This window comes from Flavobacterium sp. PL02 (assembly GCF_035013205.1).
Classification (GTDB): Bacteria; Bacteroidota; Bacteroidia; order Flavobacteriales; family Flavobacteriaceae; genus Flavobacterium.
In genome coordinates, this window is sequence record NZ_JAYGJP010000006.1 from 231317 (window position 1) to 246295 (window position 14979).

The 14979-nt window shown below is 31.0% G+C and carries 20 protein-coding genes; all 20 read left to right on the top strand.

Features of this window, described 5'->3' with window-relative positions; genetic code table 11:
• Nucleotides 1-18 precede the first annotated feature (18 nt).
• The 20 genes from SHI72_RS17310 (at nucleotide 19) to SHI72_RS17405 (ending at nucleotide 14534) form a co-directional block, all read left to right on the top strand.
• Nucleotides 19-1275: a retropepsin-like aspartic protease gene (locus SHI72_RS17310; RefSeq protein ID WP_323490811.1), complete on the top strand. Its 1257-nt coding sequence runs from the start codon at nucleotides 19-21 to the stop codon at nucleotides 1273-1275.
• Between the two features lie 164 nt (nucleotides 1276-1439).
• Complete coding sequence (locus tag SHI72_RS17315; protein ID WP_323490812.1) at nucleotides 1440-2021, top strand: hypothetical protein; 582 nt, start codon at nucleotides 1440-1442, stop codon at nucleotides 2019-2021.
• A gap of 110 nt (nucleotides 2022-2131) precedes the next feature.
• Nucleotides 2132-2755, top strand: coding sequence for a class I SAM-dependent methyltransferase (locus tag SHI72_RS17320; protein ID WP_323490813.1), 624 nt, complete (start codon nucleotides 2132-2134; stop codon nucleotides 2753-2755).
• A gap of 2 nt (nucleotides 2756-2757) precedes the next feature.
• The gene (locus SHI72_RS17325; protein ID WP_323490814.1) at nucleotides 2758-3660 is read left to right on the top strand and encodes a PhzF family isomerase; all 903 of its coding nucleotides are present in this window, start codon (nucleotides 2758-2760) and stop codon (nucleotides 3658-3660) included.
• A 69-nt stretch (nucleotides 3661-3729) separates the two neighbouring features.
• Nucleotides 3730-4608: a DUF4349 domain-containing protein gene (locus tag SHI72_RS17330; protein WP_323490815.1), complete on the top strand. Its 879-nt coding sequence runs from the start codon at nucleotides 3730-3732 to the stop codon at nucleotides 4606-4608.
• A 9-nt stretch (nucleotides 4609-4617) separates the two neighbouring features.
• Nucleotides 4618-5049, top strand: coding sequence for a GNAT family N-acetyltransferase (locus tag SHI72_RS17335; RefSeq protein WP_323490816.1), 432 nt, complete (start codon nucleotides 4618-4620; stop codon nucleotides 5047-5049).
• Between the two features lie 303 nt (nucleotides 5050-5352).
• Complete coding sequence (locus SHI72_RS17340) at nucleotides 5353-6255, top strand: arginase family protein (protein ID WP_323490817.1); 903 nt, start codon at nucleotides 5353-5355, stop codon at nucleotides 6253-6255.
• A 110-nt stretch (nucleotides 6256-6365) separates the two neighbouring features.
• Nucleotides 6366-7043, top strand: a complete 678-nt coding sequence (locus SHI72_RS17345) for a carbonic anhydrase (RefSeq protein ID WP_323490818.1) — start codon at nucleotides 6366-6368, stop codon at nucleotides 7041-7043.
• 82 nt (nucleotides 7044-7125) lie between these two features.
• Nucleotides 7126-7812 (top strand): SH3 domain-containing protein, encoded by a 687-nt coding sequence (locus SHI72_RS17350; RefSeq protein WP_323490819.1) that lies wholly within the window; start codon nucleotides 7126-7128, stop codon nucleotides 7810-7812.
• A 31-nt stretch (nucleotides 7813-7843) separates the two neighbouring features.
• Nucleotides 7844-8242 (top strand): hypothetical protein, encoded by a 399-nt coding sequence (locus SHI72_RS17355; RefSeq protein ID WP_086893993.1) that lies wholly within the window; start codon nucleotides 7844-7846, stop codon nucleotides 8240-8242.
• Between the two features lie 112 nt (nucleotides 8243-8354).
• Complete coding sequence (locus SHI72_RS17360) at nucleotides 8355-8711, top strand: hypothetical protein (RefSeq protein WP_086893994.1); 357 nt, start codon at nucleotides 8355-8357, stop codon at nucleotides 8709-8711.
• A 7-nt stretch (nucleotides 8712-8718) separates the two neighbouring features.
• Nucleotides 8719-9453 carry a phosphodiester glycosidase family protein gene (locus tag SHI72_RS17365; RefSeq protein ID WP_242667420.1) on the top strand — a complete coding sequence of 245 codons (735 nt, stop codon included), beginning with the start codon at nucleotides 8719-8721 and terminating at the stop codon, nucleotides 9451-9453.
• A gap of 103 nt (nucleotides 9454-9556) precedes the next feature.
• Complete coding sequence (locus SHI72_RS17370) at nucleotides 9557-10096, top strand: GNAT family N-acetyltransferase (RefSeq protein WP_323490820.1); 540 nt, start codon at nucleotides 9557-9559, stop codon at nucleotides 10094-10096.
• Nucleotides 10097-10131: 35 nt separating this feature from the next.
• Nucleotides 10132-10866, top strand: coding sequence for a class I SAM-dependent methyltransferase (locus tag SHI72_RS17375; RefSeq protein WP_323490821.1), 735 nt, complete (start codon nucleotides 10132-10134; stop codon nucleotides 10864-10866).
• Between the two features lie 104 nt (nucleotides 10867-10970).
• Nucleotides 10971-12470: a serine hydrolase gene (locus SHI72_RS17380; protein WP_323490822.1), complete on the top strand. Its 1500-nt coding sequence runs from the start codon at nucleotides 10971-10973 to the stop codon at nucleotides 12468-12470.
• A gap of 15 nt (nucleotides 12471-12485) precedes the next feature.
• A complete protein-coding gene (locus tag SHI72_RS17385) occupies nucleotides 12486-12683 on the top strand; it encodes a hypothetical protein (protein ID WP_323490823.1) in 198 nt (65 codons plus the stop codon).
• A complete protein-coding gene (locus SHI72_RS17390) occupies nucleotides 12684-13010 on the top strand; it encodes a DUF2085 domain-containing protein (RefSeq protein WP_039112896.1) in 327 nt (108 codons plus the stop codon). It begins immediately after the preceding gene.
• 92 nt (nucleotides 13011-13102) lie between these two features.
• Complete coding sequence (locus SHI72_RS17395) at nucleotides 13103-13645, top strand: Crp/Fnr family transcriptional regulator (RefSeq protein ID WP_323490824.1); 543 nt, start codon at nucleotides 13103-13105, stop codon at nucleotides 13643-13645.
• Between the two features lie 76 nt (nucleotides 13646-13721).
• Complete coding sequence (locus SHI72_RS17400; protein ID WP_039112898.1) at nucleotides 13722-13973, top strand: hypothetical protein; 252 nt, start codon at nucleotides 13722-13724, stop codon at nucleotides 13971-13973.
• A 45-nt stretch (nucleotides 13974-14018) separates the two neighbouring features.
• Complete coding sequence (locus SHI72_RS17405; RefSeq protein WP_416348482.1) at nucleotides 14019-14534, top strand: ClbS/DfsB family four-helix bundle protein; 516 nt, start codon at nucleotides 14019-14021, stop codon at nucleotides 14532-14534.
• Nucleotides 14535-14979: the final 445 nt, after the last annotated feature.

Sequence of the window (14979 nt, forward strand, 5' to 3'; positions counted from 1 at the left end):
TTACTAATCTTCTTAAAAATGAAAAAACTTCTAATCCTTACCCTCTTATTATTAGAAACTGGAGTAGCCTTTTCTCAAATAAAAACGGAGAACAATCTTAAAAAACTCAGTGAGCAACATCAATTTGTAAAGATGGATAGCTTAAATAATAAAATTAGAACTAAAGATTATTATTTTTATAAAGCACTGTTTGCCAACGTATGTAATAAACCTGATTTATCAAACTTATATTTAGATAGCTTAAATAAAAGCCAAATCACCAAAGAATTTAGATATTATAAATTAAAAAATGACAACTATATAAAGCTGTTTGATTATGCAAATGCTTTTAAAACATCTGGTATTTTAACCTCTACATTTTCAGAAAAATTCACAAAAGAAGAACTGGATGATGAACTGAATACAAGACGTATTTGGGAAGTTTTGAAATTACAGAAACCTCAAATAATCGATTCTTTTTCTAATCTTTCAGTGGCAACAAAAAAAGATAAAGCAGGTTTAATTACCACTAATGTTTTAGCAAATACTATAGATACTGATTTTGTTTTTGATACTGGAGCCGGAATTAGCTGCATAACCGAAAGTTTAGCAAAGAAACTAGGCTTTATCATCTTACCAGATAACAACATCGAAGTTATGAGTTTTACTGGCGTTAAAAACAAAGTGCTTATGGGCATTGCCCCAGTTTTAAATATCGGAGATATAAAAATTCATAATGCCGTCTTTTTGGTTTATCCAGATTCAGCATTTACATTTGCAAATGGTAAATATGTAATAAATGGCATCATCGGATTTCCTATTATCAAAGAATTAGGAACTGTTACAATTGAAGAAAATAGCCTTACTTTTTCTAAAAACAAAACGATCAAGAGCAACGACAAAAACTTATTCATCGATGAACTTCGTGCCATTGTAATGCTAAATTTTAAAGGAAAAACTCTTCCATTTAATTTTGATAGTGGTGCAAAAACAAGTTCATTTAATAAATCTTTCTACGAATTATTCAAAACTTATTTGGATAAAAATAGTACTCTAATTTCTGCAAAAACAGCCAGTGCAGGCGGACAAGAAATTACTTCAGAACTTTTGGAACTAAAAGATCAACAAATTTTATTAGGGAAAAATCAAATAAACGTACCTAAATTGCAAGTCGATAAATCTGATTATGGTGTTTATGGAAAAGTAAATTACGGCAATATCGGACAAGATATAATTGGTCAGTTTAAGAAAGTCACCATTAGTTTTGATCATAATTATCTCAAATTAGAAAATTAATAATCTCCGTTAAAGCCTAAAACCTGGAAAACCATACAAAGTAAAATAACTATTAACAACATTATATCTTCGATAAAATTCCCTTTTTAAATTCGTATTTTCGTTTTAACAGAAAATGTTCAATTATTAATTTCTATTCACCGTAAATCAAAAACTCTAGATCTATGACCAACTTACCGAGTTTTAAAATTCAACCACTTGGAGAAATTTCAAACGAATTTTTAAAAATCAATATTTCTACATTTAGTGATGCAACTCATTTTGTAGCAAATTTAAATTATGGGAGGAATCAGAATAAAAATGATTTAAAAACTGTATTTATTGACAATTGTGGAACTTGCAGTACAAAGCATGCATTACTAAAAAAACTTGCTGATGAAAATGGATTTAGCCAAGTAAAATTAATTCTTGGCATTTTTAAAATGAATTCTAAAAATACCGTTGCGATTTCTGAAACATTACAGAAAAACAATCTTGATTTTATTCCAGAAGCTCATAATTATTTAAAATTCGAGAATCAAATTTTCGACTTCACAAACCCTAACTCAAAGCCATCAGATTTTGAAAGTGACTTAATTATAGAAATTGAAATGCTCCCAAACCAAATTTCAAATTATAAAGTTGAATTTCACAAAAAGCAACTACAGGAATGGCTTAACAAAAATGAAGAAATAAAATTAGAATTAGAAGACATTTGGAAAATTCGCGAACAATGCATTCTTGATTTAATCAACCATAAGAACTAAAATAATTAACTTAGATTCTATAAAATTAAGTACTAATAAAATCTCTATTTAATTCGTATTTTCGTTAGGTAAAAAAACATTTCTATTTAAATACTAAATCCTACGAAAACATGAATGACACTTGGACTGAAAGATGGAATGACAGATATAGCGCAGATGAGTTTGCTTATGGCGAACAACCAAATAACTATTTAAGAGAACAATTAGAAAAAGGTAATCCCGGAACAATTCTTTTTCCTGCCGAAGGCGAAGGGCGCAATGCTATTTTTGCAGCCAAACTAGGCTGGACAGTTTCGGCATTTGATATAAGCATAGAAGGAAAAAACAAAGCCTTACGACTTGCCGAAGCAAATAATGTAACTATCGACTACCAAGTTGGCGAGTTACAAACATTAAATTATACTCCAGAACAATTTGATGCAATTGCATTAATTTATGCGCATTTTCCTGGCGACATTAAATCTTCATACCACAAAACACTTAGTACGTTTTTACGAAAAGGTGGCTTGATCATTTTCGAAGCTTTTAGCAAGAAACATATCGAATACAACTCTAAGAACGAAAAAATTGGTGGGCCAAAAGAATTGGATATGTTGTTTTCTATTGAGGAAATACAATCTGACTTTCCAGATTATGAAATCATCGAATTAGTAGAACAAGAAATCGAATTGAACGAAGGTCTTTTTCATAATGGGAAAGGTTCTGTAATACGATTTGTTGGCCGAAAAAAATAATAATGAAGAAACTAATAACATACCAGATTGATTCTTTTACCAAAGAAAAATTTAAAGGAAATCCTGCAGGAGTCGTTGTAAATGCAAACGGTCTAAATGATTACGAAATGCAGCAAATTGCGAGAGAATTAAACAACTCCGAAACCGCATTTCTTTTTCCTCCCGATAGTAATGATTGCAATGGAGTAATACGATACTTTACGCCAAGTACTGAAGTCCCTATTTGCGGACACGCTACTATTGCTGCAATGTATGCCAAAGCTGTCGAAGAAAATTTAGATTCTTGTGTATTAAAATTCAAAACCAAGATTGGTACTCTTCCTTTTGAAATCATCAAAAATAATGGAGATTACCAAATTGTAATGACTCAGGGAAATTTTGAACTTAGTCCTACATTCGATAACGATATAAACAACAGAATGTTAACTGCATTAGGACTGGAAGAATCTGATTGGGATGAGAAATGCCCGATTCAGATAGCTTCTACAGGACATTCGAAAGTTATGATTGGTATTAAAAGCAGAGCAAAACTCAATGCTTTAACTCCAAACTACAATGCTCTCGCCGACTTAAGTAAAGTGATTAATTGCAATGGGTATTTTGTCTTTACATTCGACTCTGATGATAAAGATATCTTGACTTACGGCAGAATGTTTGCCCCTGGAATTGGTATCAATGAAGACCCTGTTACTGGTAATGCAAATGGACCACTAGGAGGATATTTAATAGAAAACAAAATCGTTGATTTTAATGGTAATGAATTCGAATTTAACGGAAGACAAGGTGAGAAAATAGATCGACTTGGCGTAATAAAAGTTAAAGTTAAGATTGAAGATAATAAACCATCATTGATTCAGATAAAAGGAGATGCTGTGGTAGTTTTTAGAACCGAAATAGCCATTTAAAACAAGTACGCAAACATTCAAAGTAATATCTTTATTCAAAAAAGTAAATCCCCCTAAAACGAACCCTGTATGAAATCATTCTTTTTAAGTCTAATTGTTTTATTAATTGCTTCATCTTGTAATTCTAACAGAAATGAAACTAGTAGTGATGAAGTAGTGGCATTGAGTGCACCTCCTCCTCCTCCTCCTTCTACGGGTTCTGATACTAATTATAAAGATAAAAAAGAAGTATCTGAAGACAAAAATACTGAACCAGAAACTATTAAGCCTGTAGTAAAAGAAAAAAAAATCATAAAAGACGGAACTGTTTCGGTTAAAACAAATGACATTGCTGCAAGCAAAAAAAATATTGATGAATTACTAAAAAAACTTAATGGCTATTATGAAACGGAGGATCTACAAAATAATGATCAGTCGATTTCATACGATTTAAAAATACGAGTTCCAGCCGATAACTTCGAAAAACTAATATCTAATATCGAAAATGGAAAAGATGAACTTACAAGCAAAAGTATACAAGCCAGAGATGTAACCGAAGAATTTGTTGACATTACAACTCGTTTGGCTAATAAAAGAGAATATTTAAAACGTTATAAAGAATTACTTTCCAAGGCTTCTACCGTAAAAGATATTCTTGCCATCGAGGAAAATATAAGAGTAATCGAAGAAGAAATAGAAAGTACAGAAGGACGCTTAAAATACCTTAGCGACCAAGTATCTTTTAGTACGCTGAATTTAAATTTGTATAAAGAAAAAGAGTATATCTATAAAGCTCGAGAACAAGATAAATTTTCGGAAAGAATTAAAAATTCTATTAGTGAAGGATGGACTTCTATTGTTGATTTCCTATTGTGGCTATTTTCAATTTGGCCATTTATCATCCTAATAACTGGTATTATATACATCTTTAGAAAAATTCGTAGAAAACGTAAAAACCAAGCACAATAATAAGTGTCGATGGAAATTGTAGAAATTAGAAAAAGTGACCTAGATTCTCTAAGGAAGATATTCTTAGAAGAAAGGCAAACAACATTTTCGTGGGTAGATTCAGCTACATTTCATTTGCATGATTTTGATACCGAAACCGAAGGTGAATATATTCTGGTTGCTATTCTCGATGATATTACAATTGGATTTATTTCTATTTGGCTGCCCGATAACTTTATTCACCATTTATATGTAGATAAAAAATATCATGGCAAAGGCATAGGAACTCAGTTGCTAAAAGCCGCTCTCAAGAAAACTAATTTTCCCGTTACTTTAAAATGTCTAGAAAAGAACATACAAGCAGTAATTTTTTATAAAAGAAAAGGCTTCATCGAGAAAGGAAAAGGAGAATCTGAGCAAGGAACTTTTATTCTATTTGAGTTAGTAAAGAATCCAGAATAATATGATTCTAATTAATTTTAACACATAGTCACAATCCCGAAGCACAATGTCATTAAGTTAAGAGAAAAATGATAAAAAGATTTAAGATTTTTGACTAACGTCCCGAAGCGTCGGAACGGGAGAAAATCCGTGTTTAATCCGTGTTTTCGCTATAGCGAATCCGCATCATCCGCGTTCCCTTATAGACAATCTTTGTTGAGAATATAATTAACCATAATTAGCTCAAAAAGGCTTAACTTGATGACATTGGCTGCGGGAATATGTGTTAAGTTTTTTTCAAATCATCATCTTAAAACAAACTTCATGAAAAAGATATGTATCGTTGAGTTTCCATCAAATTTGGGTTTAAAAGAACCTCAACCAGGAAAAGAACCTGGCGTAAAACTTTTACCAGATTGGTTAAAGAAACACAATTTGCATAACTTAATAAATCCAGAAAGTATTCTCAGGCTCGATTCTCCTGCATACAGCAGCAAAAAAGATCCAGAAACTAAAATTCTCAACGCAAATTCTTTAGCAGATTATGCGATAAAACAAGCTGAATTAATACATAACCTAATCACAACTGATAAATTTCCATTTGTAATTGGTGGAGATTGCAGCATTCTTTTAGGCGCTGCAATTGCATTAAAACAAAACGGGAATTATGGTTTGTTTTACCTAGACGGACATACCGATTTTATAGATATTTCTTTGTCAGAAACTGGTGGTGTTGGCGGTATGGCTGCATCTATAGTAACTGGCAACGGACATAAAAAGTTAACCAATATCTTAAATCTATCTCCTTATATAAAAGAAGAAAACCTTTGGTGTGTGGGTAATCGTGAATACGATGACGAATATGAAAATGAAATTCGTAAATCGGACGCCACATATATTAGCCTGGATTTATTAAGAAAACGAGGTATTACAAATTGCATTCAATCGTTTCTTTTAGAAATTGAAAATAAAAATCTAGATGGATTTTGGCTCCATATCGATGTTGATGTTTTAAATGATTTGATAATGCCTTGCGTAGATAGCCGAACACCTGATGGTTTAACGTATCAGGAATTTAACGAACTTACTTCCCTCCTATTCCAAAGCAAAAAACTTACTGGATTTGAGATAACAATCCTAGATCCCGATTTAGATACTACAGGAGAATATACGGCAGCTTTTGTAGATAATCTTGCTGCGACTTTTAATTCTACATGGTCCAAATAATTCCTAAGATAATCATATTTAAAATAAAAATTATATTTTTGTAGTTATATTCTGATGTAAATGGTTTTATAACTAATTGCTTCTATTTTTAACAATTAAAAACAAAAATGATGAAAACAAGTATTTTAACTTTAGTAGTTGCAGTACTTTCTTTAGTAAGCTGTAAAAACAACGACAATCCAAAAACTATAACTACAAATACAGATAGTAATTTGGCTCCTATTGAAAAATTAACAACAGGAAATCAAAGATTTTTGAATGAGAAATCAATTCATCCACACCAAAACAAAAAATCTGTTCTTGAAAATCAGGATGGACAAAAACCATTTGCTGTTATCATAACCTGTTCTGATAGTAGGGTTTCTCCAGAAATTGTATTTGATCAAGGTATTGGCGATTTATTTGTTATTAGAAATGCTGGCAATCTAATTTCTGATATTGATATGGGAAGTATAGAATATGCCGTAGAGCACTTGGATACAAAATTAATTGTCGTTTTGGGGCATACAGAATGTGGTGCCATAAAAGCATACATTAACGATAAAGATGGTGAATATAAAAAACACTTTAACCATATAGATGATATCGTAGAAATGATAGCAAAAGAAAATGAAGAAATAGAAGCTGATAAAATAACTCCTAAAGCAACTAATTATTTGGGAGCAATTAATGCCAACATTAAGCATTCGACAAAACTCATCCAGGAAAATAAAATCATTAAAGAACACAAAACACAAGTTGTGTCTATGCAATATGATGTTCATACGGGAAAAATAATACAATTGTAGCAATACATAGAAATATACTTGCAAAACGTAATAAAAAACTTATATATTTGTTTCTTTATCAAAGCTTAATTATAAAGAAACCATGAAAAAAATAACCAGCATTCTTCTGCTTCTAGCCTTTAATATTTGTTTCTCTCAATTCGGAATTATAAATGACCCTGATGGTTATGTTAATGTTAGAAATTCTGCAGGAAAATCGAACAAAATAATTGACAAATTAGATAATGGAGCAATCGTTTATAATTATGAACCAGATGGTAACTGGGTTAATATTGACTACAAAAAAGGTAAAGAAAACTTAAACGGATATGTCTATAAAGACCGAATAATCGATTTAACAAACTTCACAAAAATACCAGTTAGAGAAAATAAAAATGGAGTTATAAAACTCGAAAACAACAATGTTAAGGTAGCGATCACTGAAATTGCATTTAGTCCAAAAAACCACAAACTAAAATATAATAGTGAAAGTCCAACTTTATTAGAAACTATTGATGATCAAGTTATATTTGGAACTGATGGAAATATCCCTAAAAGAAAGTACAAATCAATTGAAATAGAAGTTGATAAAATTTTAATAAACGTACCCGAAAATGCTTTAAAGAATGCATTTGAGCCTAATCTGGAACAAACTATGGTCAACTACGATTCTGTAAATGACATATTGTATATACAATCTTCCAATAGTGATGGCGCTGGTAGCTACGTGATATTATGGGTAATCGAGAAAAAGAAATTCAAAACCAGAGCTGAAGCCCGTCCTTTCTAAAAATCATAGAGCATTATAAAATTAAAAGTCCATGAAATACTTATTTTATATACTAATCCCTCTCATCATTTCGTGTCAAAATAGAGCAGAAACCAAAGAAGAAGATAGTAAAAAGAATAAAAACCTGATATACTTTAATTCTCATTTCATGGCAGACTTAGGCGATGATGAATGGTATAAACTACAACCTAAAATGGACTCTCCTATTAAAACGCAGTATCTGGATGATGTTATTTATGTCACAAAATATATTGATGTAAATGCTTGCGGAACCTATGTGGGAGATATAGAGATAAAGAATGATACTATTTACTTAATTCATAGATTAGTATCTGATGAAATCTGCGCTACAACCTCGATAAATAAGGTAATCTATATCATAAAAAATCCAAATCAAAAAAAGTACAAAATGATTATTCGCTATGAATAATTTAAAAAAACATTATAATTATTACTTTTAATTATTACTTTTAGTTGTAAAACAATTACGAATGTAAATAATATTAACTCCTGTTTTAATTTTTAAATAAAAAATTACCGCTATGAAATATAAAAAATATTTAATTTGGAGTTTATTGTTTATCATGTTTTACGTATTGTTCGTTTCTTCTTTTCTTATGAACGCATGGGGATATATTTCTGATAAGAATTACCATTTACCAAAAGAATCAAACTTACTTATTTTTAATGCTACCACCATGCAAAGCCCTTCTAGTGATATTTGGGTATATGGCGAAGATTATAATAACTATTATTACAATGCTGGTTTAAAAGCCGAAGATATTATTACGATATCCAAAGAAGATATGAAAAGCTGTCCTAATTTTAGTCCTTCAAATGTATCTACATGGTGTGGAGCAGAAACTCCTGTTATTTTAAACTCAAAGACTAAAAACTAAAATTACCTTGCAAAAAACACTTCTAATAGCAATCACACTTGTAATTCTTTCAACAATAGGAGTTTTTATCCACTTACAATCAAAAGAAATTAATGACGACCGTTTTGTAACTTATATAGTTGATCCAAACAAGCAAAATTTGAAACTGTATTGGAAAGATGAAAAAAATCAAAACCTTAAAAGCATACTGAATTTAAAACTTTGGGTTGAAAAAAACAACTTAAAATTAGATTTTGCAATGAATGGGGGAATGTATAAAAAAGATAATTCGCCACAAGGACTCTTTATTGAAAAACAAAAAACTATAACACTTCTAGATACTGCAAACGGAAATGGTAATTTTTATCTAAAACCAAATGGCGTATTTTATATTACTACCAAAAACATTCCTGAAATTTGTACAACACAAGATTTTATAAATAACGGAAAAATAAAATATGCTACACAATCTGGACCGATGTTAGTAATAGATCATAAAATCCATTCTGCTTTTAAACCCGAATCTATAAACTTAAATATAAGAAACGGCGTAGGTATTTTGCCTAATAACAAAGTTGTTTTTGTCCTATCCAAAGAAAAAATCAATTTTTATGATTTTGCAAATTACTTCAAAACCCTAGGCTGCAAAAATGCCTTGTATCTTGATGGATTAGTATCAAGAGCTTATATACCAAAAGAAAACTGGATTCAAACCGATGGTGATTTTGGGGTAATGATTGGAGTAACTAGCAAAAAGGAATAAATCATTATTGCATTTATCAAATAGAGAATTTCTTACCAAGAAAACTTATATTTTCATAACTTCGTTTATTAAGACAAGTACTCATTTTAAATAATAAAATGTTATGAAATTAGATTTTAGTAAATTCCCAAGACTCAAAACTCAAAGATTAACTTTGAGGAATCTCGAAAATCCAGATTTCGAACTCATTCATAAATTACATTCTGATCCAATTGTAAATGCATTTGTAGGCAGAGATAATTCCTCTAGTTTAGAAAAAGCAAAAGCATATATACTCCGAATGGATAATCTGGTTGCCAAAAACGAATGCATATATTGGGTAATCACGACAAAAGAAAGTAATGATTTAATAGGTTCTGTTTGTCTTTGGAATTTTGATATTGAAAATAAAATTGTCGAGATTGGTTACGAAATGTTATCGCAATACCAAGGAAAAGGTTTTATGACAGAAGCATTAAAAGAAGTTGTAAAACATGCTTTTGAAGAAATAAACTCAGCAATAATAACCGCTTTTCCTTCTTCTGACAATGTTAATTCAGTCTCCATTTTAAAGAAGCTTAATTTTCAATACGAAGACAAACCTTATAATAATACCCATCTAAATATTGAGAATTTGGTAACTTATACATTGAGAAAAGCATAAACAAAAACCTTAGCTGCAAAAAAAAAATACCACACATGAAACAAAATAAATACGACGACGAATCCTTTTTTGATAATTATAGCAAAATGCTTCGTTCTGCCGAAGGATTAAATGCTGCTGGCGAATGGTATATTTTACGCAAAATGTTTCCTAAATTTAAAGATAAAAATATTCTTGATCTAGGATGTGGATATGGATGGCATTGTATTTATGCCAAAGAACAAGGTGCAAAAAAGGTTGTTGGTATCGATTTGTCTCAAAAAATGATTGAAAAAGCTAAGGAGAATTCGAAAGACTTAGTTATAGATTACACACAAAAGGCAATTGAAGATATCGATTTTAAACCCGAAGAATTTGATGTTGTGATTAGTTCACTAGCATTTCATTATGTAAAAAATCTAAAAGACATTTTTGATAAAATCAATACGTATCTAAAAAAAGACGGAAGCTTTATTTTTTCAATGGAACATCCTGCATTTACCTCTCGACCAGAACAAGATTGGTTTACCGACTCAAGCGGAAATCGCTTGCACTGGCCAATAGATAATTATCAGGATGAAGGTATAAGACACACACAATTTTTAGGTCACGAAGTAATTAAATACCATCGAACTTTTGAGACTATTGTAAACACATTAATCAATGCTAACTTTACAATTAAACAAATATCTGAACCTAAACCTTCTGAGGAAATAGTAGAGAAATATCCTGAAATGATTGACGAAGCCAGAAGACCAATTTTTATATTGATATCAGCAGTTAAGAATTAAACTTGATACTTAAACCAAGTAATTGTCTGAATAGTAGAATATAGACATTATGTTTTTTTGTAACAAAAAAATTCATATTACGTCATATAAAAAAATCATCAATCATGACAATCAAAACAATCAACCGTTATTTATTACTGCTATTCTTTCTAGCATCGCTCTCATTATCAGCTCAGGTTGATAAAAACTCCGATTTATACAAAACCATCATTTCCAGAGATAGTTTGCTCTTTAAAGTTGGTTTTAATACTTGCGACATCAGACAATTTGAAACTTTATTAACCGAAGATTTTGAGTTTTTTCATGACGAAGACAGTATATCTAATAAAAAGAAATTCATTTATAACCTTCGCAACGGATTATGTGCTTCTACTAAGACATATCAGTTAAGAAGAGATTTAATTACAGGAAGTACCGAGATTTACCCACTTTATAAAGACAAAGTACTCTATGGAGCAATACAAATCGGAATCCATAAATTTTACAGAATAACTCCTGACAAAAAAGAAACTCCGGGAAGTAGCGCTCGATTTACCCATTTATGGCTGCTACAAAAAGATACTTGGAGACTAGCTCGCGCTCTTAGTTACGATCATGATAATACTACAACTACTGCTAATAAAACTGCTATTTTTGACAATGATACCGAAATTGAAAAATGGCTTAAAGAAAATAATCTTCCAACTCTTGGACTTGGAATAATCAATGATGGCAAACTGCAACAGATTAAAGTTTTTGGCGAACTAAAAAAAGGAGTCACAGCACCATACAATACCATTTTTAATATTGCTTCACTTACCAAACCAATCACTGCAATGGTAGCCCTAAAATTGGTTAGTTTAGGCAAATGGGATCTGGATGAACCTCTTTATAAATACTGGATTGATCCTGATATTGCAAATGATCCCAAAACAAAAAAAATTACAACAAGGCAGGTTTTAAGCCATCAAACTGGTTTTCCTAATTGGCGCTGGAACAGTCCTGATAAAAAACTACACTTTGAGTCTGAGCCGGGAACAAAATACCAATACTCTGGTGAAGGGTTTGAATATCTTAGAAAAGCATTAGAAAAAAAGTTTAATAAAACCCTGGATCAATTAGCAAAGGAATTACTTTTTACTCCGTTGCAAATGAACGATACCAATTATATCTGGGACAAAAAAATTGATGAATCCCGCTATGCAATTGGATATGATCCAAAGGGAAATGCATACGAAACAGAGAAGAGAAAAACTGCCAATGCAGCCGATGATGTATTAACAACTATAGAAGATTATGGAAAGTTTTTGGTTAGTGTTATGAATGGTGACGGATTATCTAAAAAAGTTTTTGATGATATGAGAACAAACCAAGTAGAAATGAAACCCAAAGAATATTATGGCTTAGGTTTCGTTATTTACGATTTAGGAAATGGAGAAATAGCATTGTCTCATGGTGGTGCAGACCAAGGAGTACAAACAATCTTTTTTATTCTCCCAAAAACAAAACAAGGAATACTAATTTTTACCAATGTCGATGATGGTTATAAAGTATATGAAAAACTACTTTTCCATTATTTGGGAGATAACGGAAGAAAAATATTCGAAATTGAAACCAAAAATTAACCCAAAACTAAAACCATGAACACTATCAATCAAGACAACCAAATTAGATGTCCAAAATGTCATTCGAACCAAATATATGTAGATAAAAAAGGCTTTAGCGGAAAAAAAGCGTGTTGCGGAGCAATTCTGGCTGGACCTTTAGGACTCTTATGTGGCACTCATAAATCGAATAAAGTTAGAATGACTTGTTTAAATTGTAAACGTACCTGGTAAATGAAACTAGATGATTTTACTTTAGGTTGCCACGGAATCCCCGAGAGGTGTTATAAAATTAATGACAAGCACATGCCTTTTTGCGCAAGATGTTTGGGTGCAAGCATCGGACATATTTTTTGTGCTATTTGTTACTTTTTTTATTTCCTCCCTCCTTTTTACTTTTCGATAATTGGTTTAGCATTAATGCTTGCAGATTGGTATTCCCAAAATTCATTACACAAATACCATAGCAACTTTATGAGACTTTTGACAGGTACAATAGGAGGCTTTTCGATGGGTATAATCATTTGGAAAACGGTTGATTTTATACTAAAAATGATTTAGAAAAAACAGCTCCTTTGCTTATCTTTATTGATAATTTCAATCTTATCATTGACCTAAGCATCACTATTTTTTTAGCTATAAAAACAAAAACTATGTTGAACCATTTAAATCACAATGAATCCTTTTGGAAAGCTTCGAAAGATTTTTTTTACTCTGAGAAATTAAAATCAAAAACGGTATTACTGAGCGAAGGAGAAATTTCTAAAAAAATGTTTTATGTAGAAAAAGGATGTCTACGAGTTTGGTTCAATAGCAACGGAAAAGAAATCACCTTTCAGTTTTTCTTTGAAGGACAAATGGTTTCCTCATTTGAAAGTTTTTGGACAGGACAACCCAGTTTATATAGCATCGAAACCATCGAAGATAGCATAATTCATACTATAAAAAGAAGTGATTTTCAAGAAGTCCTCGATAGCAACCCGAGTACAAAAAAAGATTTTGAAAATTATATTTACAAACGTCTCGGCAACTATGTGAAACTTTTTCTTTCCCGAATTGCAGACAAACCCGAACAACGGTATAAGGAATTATTAAAAACCAATCCTGAAATTTTACAGCGCATTCCACAACATTATATTGCCTCTTATCTAGGAATATCGGCAGTATCGCTAAGCAGAATTAGGAATAGGCGTTAATACATTAATTAACAATTGTTATCGTTGGACTATTTTTAAATGAAGAATTTTGTCATTCACATTTAAAAATAAAACAATGAAACCAGAAGACATTTTAAAAGAAAACGAAAATTTTGTAACGATACAAGGACAAGAAATCCGCAAAGGTTCCATAGGTGCATTTATGGAAAATTGCAAAATTATTAATCAAAACAATCAAAATTCAGAAGAATACAAAACAGCAATTCAAGATATAAAAGTGCAAGCACATTTGTTGAAAAAAATTGGCTTATTTGATATATTTGAATTAAAATCCTCGAGATTAAAAGAAATAATTGAACTAAATTAAAGAATACCTCTTCTTTATAATTGAGGTATTTTGTTATCTAAAAAAATAATGGCTGTACCTCAAAATAAAACCGAACTTTTAAAAGAGATTGAAATAACATATGTAAAACTTCGAGAGGATTTAAAAACAATTCCTGTTGAACTTACTGCAAAGGAAACACTCGAAGGACATTCTAAAAACACCATGATGAGCGTGAATAATTTAGTTTCATACCTAATAGGTTGGGGAGAATTAGTCCTAAAATGGCATCATAAAAAGAATAATAACGAAGTTGTAGATTTTCCAGAAACAGGCTATAAATGGAACGAGTTAGGCAAACTTGCGCAGAAGTTCTATGCCGATTATCAGGATTTAGATTTTATTGCACTACAAGAAAAACTAGATGCAACAGTAAATAAGTTACAAATCCTGATAGAAAGCCACAACAATGAAACTCTTTATGAGCAAGCATGGTATGAAAAATGGACAATGGGAAGAATGATACAATTTAATACCTCATCGCCATATAAAAATGCACGAGGCAGAATTAGAAAATGGAAAAAAGAAAATAACCTGAAATAGGATTATTAAACTATAATTTTTCTCAAAAAGATTATTGCTAACGCGAGCCCAATGTCATTAAGTTAAGAGAAAAACTCAAATGCTATGTCTAATAAATCTCTCGCAAAGTCGCAAAATCGCCAAGTTTATTCCCTCTTCTTTGTGGCTTTGCGTCTTTGCGAGAAAAAGATTAATCGTAATTAGCTAAAAAAGCTTAAATTAATGACAATAAACGTCGGGACGAGAAAAAATCCGTGTTTGTCCGTGTTTACGCTTTAGCGAATCTGTGTCATCCGCGTTCCCTTATAGACAATCTTTGTCGAGAAAACAATTAAAAAGCTTAACTTAATGACATGCGCTCGCGCCACCTTCAAGAAAATAATAATTTACAAAGGCTAACTTATTTTTAAAATATACATTCCCGAACCTATTATAAGTTTGGGATTTTTTGTTTTTTTTGATGTAC